The sequence below is a fragment of the Streptomyces sp. NPDC043878 genome, assembly GCF_056435735.1.
This window is the reverse complement of sequence record NZ_JBWKDW010000031.1, coordinates 100205-101049: the sequence shown is the minus strand read 5'-3', so window position 1 is coordinate 101049 and position 845 is coordinate 100205. Positions and strand designations below refer to the sequence as shown.

The window sequence follows — 845 nt, the reverse complement described above, 5'->3', positions numbered from 1 at the left end:
CCCCCCCCCCCCCCCCCCCCCCCCCCCCCCCCCCCCCCCCCCCCCCCCCCCCCCCCCCCCCCCCCCCCCCCCCCCCCCCCCCCCCCCCCCCCGGCAACGCGCTGAAATGCTCCCCCCGCGGTGCGCCGGAGCGTCCCCGTCCTCTTGTGCGCGCCGCCCTGAGGGGAGCCGCGGTGCGCCGGGCTCCGACGGGTGATGTGCGGGGGTTCTGTGCTGGAACCGTGTATTTCCTCTGCCGTGCCGGCTCGCGCGAAGTCCGTAGGAATCGGTACTCAAAGGGCCCCGGGACGCCTCTCCGGGCGTCTTTCCGCGGGGCTATTGGCCGGGCTGTCCGGACCGGCGGGAATTGAGTTCGAATACGAGCGGAACAGGCACGGAACCCCCCGTTCGGGTGACGGAGTTCGACGGACACGCGTGTCGTGATCCTGTGACAGAAGTGTGACCGGAGGACGAAGCGTGACCACCGTGCGGACCCGGGCTTCCCCCGCCGCGGGACACGGCCTAGCGTGGGCGCATGGCACCGATTCCGACACCATCCGCCGAACCTGACGACACGCCGGACACGTATGTCGGCCTCGACGCCGACCGGGCCGAGCGGCTCGCCCGCGAGCGGGGGTGGTCGACGGTGCGCTCGCTGCCGCCCGGCGCGATCATCACCATGGAGTACCGGGTGGGACGGCTGAACTTCGAGGTGAGGGACGGCCGCGTGGGCCGGGCCTGGAAGGGCTGACCACACGACGGACCCGGGTCCCCCACCCGGGAGGCCAGTTCCGCCTTTGCCTGGGGGTTCTTGGGTTCGTTCCGACCCCCCGTCCCACGAGGGGCGGCGGCCCTTCGGGGGGTGG

At 74.1% G+C, this 845-nt stretch carries 1 protein-coding gene; it reads left to right on the top strand.

What is annotated here, in order from left to right; translation table 11 throughout:
- The first annotated feature begins 514 nt into the window (after positions 1–514).
- Positions 515–730, top strand: coding sequence for an I78 family peptidase inhibitor (locus AC07AZ_RS33160; protein WP_478854391.1), 216 nt, complete (start codon positions 515–517; stop codon positions 728–730).
- The last annotated feature ends 115 nt before the right edge of the window (positions 731–845 follow it).

Bases quoted from the DNA above. Each gene is read 5' to 3' on its own strand.
- AC07AZ_RS33160 (WP_478854391.1), top strand. From the start codon at position 515: ATGGCACCGATTCCGACACCATCCGCCGAACCTGACGACACGCCGGAC.